The 5874-nt window shown below is 68.5% G+C and carries 5 protein-coding genes; 2 read left to right on the forward strand and 3 right to left on the reverse strand.

Annotation, left to right across the window (positions count from 1 at the left end; all coding sequences use genetic code 11):
• Nucleotides 1–749 precede the first annotated feature (749 nt).
• The gene (gene nifL, locus I6U14_RS03240; protein ID WP_367115620.1) at nt 750–2273 is read left to right on the forward strand and encodes a nitrogen fixation negative regulator NifL; all 1524 of its coding nucleotides are present in this window, start codon (nt 750–752) and stop codon (nt 2271–2273) included.
• A gap of 61 nt (nt 2274–2334) precedes the next feature.
• Nucleotides 2335–3939 (forward strand): nif-specific transcriptional activator NifA, encoded by a 1605-nt coding sequence (gene nifA / locus I6U14_RS03245; RefSeq protein ID WP_296896855.1) that lies wholly within the window; start codon nt 2335–2337, stop codon nt 3937–3939.
• A 127-nt stretch (nt 3940–4066) separates the two neighbouring features.
• Here nifA and I6U14_RS03250 read toward each other — a convergent pair whose 3' ends face one another.
• From I6U14_RS03250 to I6U14_RS03260, 3 genes are all read right to left on the reverse strand, one after another.
• Nucleotides 4067–4234 carry a hypothetical protein gene (locus I6U14_RS03250; RefSeq protein WP_296896856.1) on the reverse strand — a complete coding sequence of 56 codons (168 nt, stop codon included), beginning with the start codon at nt 4232–4234 and terminating at the stop codon, nt 4067–4069.
• 170 nt (nt 4235–4404) lie between these two features.
• On the reverse strand, nt 4405–5286 hold the full coding sequence (prpB, locus tag I6U14_RS03255) for a methylisocitrate lyase (protein WP_296896857.1): 882 nt from the start codon (nt 5284–5286) through the stop codon (nt 4405–4407).
• Nucleotides 5287–5493: 207 nt separating this feature from the next.
• On the reverse strand, nt 5494–5874 hold a 381-nt coding region (locus I6U14_RS03260), incomplete at its 5' end, for an FtsX-like permease family protein (RefSeq protein ID WP_296896858.1).

The following is a 5874-nucleotide window of genomic DNA, read 5'->3' on the forward strand; positions in this document are numbered from 1 at the left end:
GGTGCCCAGGGGAGGACGTGTGTACTCGGTGAGCGCGGGCGGGGCTCCCGGTGGTGGGGGCTGCCCGGCCGGAACACGGCTGGAGGCGCTGTGGAGGCGGGATGGTCCGGATCGCACCGGCGCCGCAGCGCTGGCGTCGGACGCCGCTGTCGGAACTCTGCTGCAAGCTGGATGCCAGGCCCAGGGCCCAGCGACAGGGCCTGCCTCCTTCCGGGGCATCGCGCCCCGGAACTGCCCGTTCTCAATGCGTTGCAGGGCGCACGGCGCAAAGCTCGGCCGCGACCCGCGACCCGGCGCCGCCTGTCGGGCATGCCACAACCCCCATGCTGCACCGCAGCAGGATTGTCGTAATCCCGACAGGCACTGCCGACGGGTCCACCGCGGCGCCCAAGCCTGACGGCCACTTGGCGGCGCCTGCGCGGGCGGGTCGGCTTGTGGATCGCTGGCACGGAACCTGCTGCTTGTATGGTTGGACCCGCCCGGCAGCAGCATCGGTTCGGGTGTTCCCGGCCCAACAGGACCCAACAGACACACCACCAGAGAGAACGAGACGGGGAGCAGCGCGTGAGCACTCGCAAAGGCATCGACACCCACGCAGTCCGGCGACCGCGCCGCCGACGCCCAGGGCCCGCCAGAGGGCCCGGGCTGCTTCCAGCCGGACGCGGGGCTGCCGGCCGCGAGCGCGCTGGTGGACTTCCTCGGGGCACCGCCGCCGGGCACACCGCCGGAGGTGGTCGACGCTTACGCTCATGGCCGGCGACCCATCGGACCCCCTCCCGCCGCGGCTCTACTTCGAGACCGTGGAGCAGGCCCCGGTGGCCATCTCCGTCACCAATGCCCGCGCCAACATCCTCTACGCCAACGCCGCCTTCGAGGAGCTCACCGGCTACAGCCGCGACGAGGTGCTGGGGCAGAACGAGTCCATCCTGTCCAGCAACTCCACCCCGGACAGCATCTACCAGCAGCTCTGGCGCACCATTCAGCGCAAGCGTCCCTGGACCGGCGTGCTCATCAACCGCCGCAAGCAGGGCGAGGACTACCTCGCGGAGCTGACCATCTCCCCGGTGCTGGACGCCGCCGGGCGCATCCGCTACTTCCTCGGCATGCACCGGGACGTGACCCGCGAGCACGAGCTCTCCGTCGCGCTGCGCCAGCAGAAGACCCGGATCGAGACGGTGCTCGACGCCGCCCCTGTGGTCGTCGTGCTGCTCGATACGGACGGGCGCATCATCCTCGACAACCAGGAGTACAAGAAGCTGCTCGGCGACCTGCGCGGGCGCGAGCCGCTGACCCTGCTGCGTACGGCGCTGCAGCAGCAGGCGGGCTTCGATCCGCTGGAGCGCGCCGCCGCCGGCCAGGGCTTTCGCGACGTGGAGATCAGTATCGAGGTGCCGGGCAGCGCCGGCCCGCGCTGGTTCGCCTGCTCCGGGACCACCGTCAACGAATCCGACACCAGCCTCTCCGGCTACTTCATCCGCGGCAACGCCGGCGACCAGCGCCTGCTGCTGCTCGCCAACGACATCACCGGCCGCCGGCGGGAGATCGAGCGCGCACACCTCGAGAACCTGCGCGCGCGCCTTGCCGAGCAGCAGCTCGCCCAGGGCATGCGCGAGGCCCTCACCGCTGCCAGCTACCAGCTGCAGGTGCCACTCAACATGATCCGCGCCGCCAGCGGCATGTTCAAAGACGGCGCCGGCGATCCGGCGCTGTTCGCAGACATGCTCGGGCAGATCACCCAGGCCGGTGAGACAGCGCTCGCCACCCTGCACGCTGCCATGCCGACGGAAGTCCCGGAGCCCGGCGTCAACGTCAACATCAACGAGCTGCTGCGGCACGTGTTGGCACTGGAGACGGACAATCTGCTCGCCGCCGGCATCGTCGTAGACTGGCAGCCCGCGCTGGTGCTGCCGGAGCTCTCGGGCCACAAGAACGAGCTGCGCTCGCTGTTCAAGCACCTCATCGACAACGCCCTCCAGGCCCTGTACGAGGGCGGTGGCAGCCAGCGCGCCTTGCGCCTGGCCACCCGCGCGCTGGACGACGCTGTAGAGGTCATCGTCGAGGACAACGGCCCGGGCATCCCACCGGCGGAGCGGCTCAAAGTCTTCGAGCCCTTCCACATCGGCTGGCGCAACCGCCGCGGGCGCGCCGGTATGGGTCTGGCGCTGGCGCAGGAGATCGTCAATCAGCACGACGGGGGCATCGAGATCGACCCCGAATATCGCGACGGCTGCCGGGTACAGGTGACCCTCGGTAACGTGCGCCCGCGGGACTGAGCCGACACTCCTGCGCACAGCGCCCCGGCACCATCAGAGGCCGCATGCAGACATGCTCGAGATGCCCGAAGTCGAAGCCCCTGCTATACCACCCTCCGAATCCGGCAACGGCGAGGCCGCGCGCCTTAGGCTTCTGGAGGAGCAACTCGCCGCGCTGTTCGACGTCAGCTGTGTGCTGAGCCGCTCTCTGGAGCTCCGCGAGACCCTGCGCCACGTGCTGCGCACCCTGCACGACCGCGGCCGCCTGTGCCGCGGCATGGCGAGCCTGCTCGACACCGACAGCGGCGACCTGCTCGTGGCCGCCCTGCACGACGAGGACGCCGCGCCGTTCGAGAAGATCCGCTACCGCCCCGGCGAGGGCGTCATCGGTCAGGTGCTGGAGAGCAACCGGCGCTGGATTCTCCCGCGCGTCGGCGACGAGCCCAGATTCCTTGACCGCCTCAGCCTGTTCGACCCGGACCTACCCTTCATCGGCGTACCCATCCGGATCGGCGAGGATGACGTCGTCGGCGTCTTCGCCCTGCAGCCGCCGGTAGCGGACAGCCTGATGCCTCAGCGGGCGCGGCTCGCAGAGATGATCGCGAATCTCATCGGGCAGGCGGTGCGTTTGTCCCGCTCCGTGGAGGCCGAGCGCCGAGCGCTCCGCGAGGAACGCGACACCCTGCGCCGGCAGGTCAAGAGCAGCCACGGGTTCGACAACATCATCGGCCGCACCGACCGTATGCGCCTGGTGTTCGAGCAGGTGCGCCAGGTAGCCAAGTGGAACACCACGGTGCTGCTGCGCGGCGAGTCGGGCACCGGCAAAGAGCTCATCGCCAGCGCCATCCACTACAATTCCCCGCGCGCGGGCGGCGCCTTCGTCAAGCTGAACTGCGCCGCCCTGCCGGACAACCTGCTGGAGTCCGAGCTGTTCGGCCACGAAAAGGGCGCCTTCACCGGCGCCCAGAGCCAGCGCAAGGGCCGCTTCGAGCAGGCGGACGGGGGCACCATCTTTTTGGACGAGATCGGCGAGATCTCTCCCGCCTTCCAGGCCAAGCTGCTGCGCATCCTGCAGGAGGGCGAGTTCGAGCGCGTCGGCGGCACCCGCACGCTGAGCGTCGACGTGCGCGTCATCGCTGCCACTAACCGCAACCTGGAGCAGGAGGTCAAAGACGGTGTCTTCCGCGAGGACCTCTACTACCGCCTCAACGTCATGCCCATCCTGATGCCGGCGCTGCGCGAGCGCGTCGAGGACATCCCCGAGCTGGCCAAGTTTCTGGTGGATAAGCTCGCAAAGCGCCAGGGTCGCGAGCTCAGCATCACCGACAGCGCCTTGGGCGTCCTCATGCGCCACCACTGGCCCGGCAACGTGCGCGAGCTGGAGAACTGCATGGAACGCGCCGCCGTGATGAGCGAAGGCGGCATCATCGATCGCGACGTGCTCAACTTGACTGGCCTGGACGTCGGCACCCTGCCCGACGCAGCTGCTGCCGTCACACTCACCCCCTCTCCCGCCGCTGACAACATCGACCTCAGCGACCCCGACATCGACGAGCGCGAGCGCGTCATCGCCGCCCTTGAGCAAGCCGGCTGGGTCCAGGCCAAGGCCGCGCGGCTGCTCGGCATGACACCCAGGCAGATCGCGTATCGGATTCAGACCATGAAGATTCGGGTGAAGCAGTTCTGAGCGCTGCACCGCGGTCATCGCTGCACTGCACCGGTGCGCCGGGGTCAGGTGCACCGGGGTCGGGCGCGCCGGGGTCAGCTAAACGGTGACCCCATCTGCATGACCCCATCGACATCTGCAACAAAGTTTAGGATGAGCTCGGCTCCTTGCCAGGGGCGGGGCGGTGGTTGGACTCGGCCTCGGCCTGGTCTCGCTGCTTCAGCTTTTTCATGTGGTTCAGCTGCGCGAAGACCAAATAGACTGCGAAGGCCCCGAATACGGTGAGCTCGGCTGCTAGAAGGGCGTTCATTTCCATGCTGGGTGTCCGGTGGAGTGGTGTTGGTGTGGGGTGCAGCAACCGCGTTGAAGGCGGCTTGCGGGTCTTGCTCACACCGCTTCGTAGTGCGGTGCAGCCGAATTTCAACCCGCGTTGCGGTACGCCTTTTGCCACAAGGGTTCACTATTTCGCTGACCCCGTTCGCGGTGTCAGCCTCCGCCGTCGCGCGCGAAGAGCGCATCCAGCTTTTGCTCGAAGCCGTGGTAGTCCAAATGGTCGTAGAGTGCCGCACGGGTTTGCATGCGCTCGATGACGGCGGCCTGGGTGCCGTCGCGGCGAATGGTCTCATACACCTCGAGCGCCGCCTGATTCATGGCCCGGAACGCGGACAGCGGGTAGAGCACCAGACCGACACCGACGCCCGCGAGCTCATCTGTGGTGAAGAGCGGCGTGGCCCCGAACTCGGTGATGTTGGCTAGCACGGGCACGTCCAACGCGGCGGTAAAGCGCGTGTATTGGTCGAGCGCCGTGAGCGCCTCCGGGAAGATCATGTCCGCGCCCGCCTCGACGCAGGCCACCGCACGCTCCAGCGCGGCGTCCATGCCCTCCACGGCGACCGCGTCGGTACGGGCCATGACGACGAAGTCGTCGGTGCGGGCGTCCACGGCGGCCTTGATGCGGTCCACCATCTCCGCGAGCGGCACGATGGCCTTGTTGGGCCGGTGGCCGCAGCGCTTGGCAGCCACCTGGTCCTCGATGTGGCAGCCGGCTGCACCGGCGCGATTGAGCTCCCGCACGGTGCGGGCGATATTGAAGGCACCGCCGAAGCCCGTGTCGGCATCCACTAGGACCGGCAGGTCGCAAACATAAGTGATGCGGCGCACATCCACGAGGACATCCTCAAGCCCCGTGATGCCGAGGTCCGGAACACCCAGCGAGCCCGCCGCGACACCGCCGCCAGAGACATAGAGGGCCCGGTAGCCGGTGTGCGCAGCGAGCAGCGCATGGTAGGCATTGATGACGCCCACCACTTGCAGTGGACGCTCTTCCGTTACCGCTTGGCGCAGCCTGGCGCCGGGGGTTTGGGGCATGGGTGGCCTCCGGGTGGTTGCATTGGATAGGCTCGGTATTGTGGCTTAAGCGGTGCGCATCAGGGCCGACGCCACGCGTGCCAGTGTCCGGTGTCGCACCGCGCACTCCGCACGCCTCGCACCTCGCACCTCGCACCTCGATCCCGCACTGTATCCCGACGGCAATGCCACTGCGTTCGCAGCCGACAATCGCGGTCCCGCCCGCGGCTATTCCTCATGCAGGGCTACAACCGGGTCCAGCGCTGCCGCCCGCAGGGCAGGCAGCACGCCGGCGGCAAGCCCGATGAAGCCGGCGGCGATCTCCGCCAGCAGCACGAAGTCCCAGGCTGTGCGGGTCGGCAGCGCCGGCACCAGCACGCCGATGAGCCAGGCACCGCCGGCGCCGATGACGAAGCCGAGCGCACCGCCCACGAGCGCGAGCAGTGTCGCCTCCAGCAGGAACAGCGCCAGAATCTGACCGCGGCCGGCGCCGATCGCCCGCAGCAGACCGATCACCGCCCGGCGCCAGGCGACGGCGAAGGTCATGATGGTGAGAATCCCTGTCTCTTCTAACCATCCCCGAGCCCACGCGAACCCTGAGGAGCTAGG

The organism is Thiohalocapsa sp., assembly GCF_019695415.1.
In the GTDB taxonomy this organism is placed as follows: Bacteria; Pseudomonadota; Gammaproteobacteria; order Chromatiales; family Chromatiaceae; genus Thiohalocapsa.

Excerpts from the sequence above, each read along its gene's own strand:
- nifL (WP_367115620.1), top strand. The coding sequence starts at position 750 with ATGGCCGGCGACCCATCGGACCCCCTCCCGCCGCGGCTCTACTTCGAG.
- nifA (WP_296896855.1), top strand. The coding sequence starts at position 2,335 with ATGCCCGAAGTCGAAGCCCCTGCTATACCACCCTCCGAATCCGGCAAC.
- I6U14_RS03250 (WP_296896856.1), bottom strand. The coding sequence starts at position 4,234 with ATGGAAATGAACGCCCTTCTAGCAGCCGAGCTCACCGTATTCGGGGCC.
- prpB (WP_296896857.1), bottom strand. The coding sequence starts at position 5,286 with ATGCCCCAAACCCCCGGCGCCAGGCTGCGCCAAGCGGTAACGGAAGAG.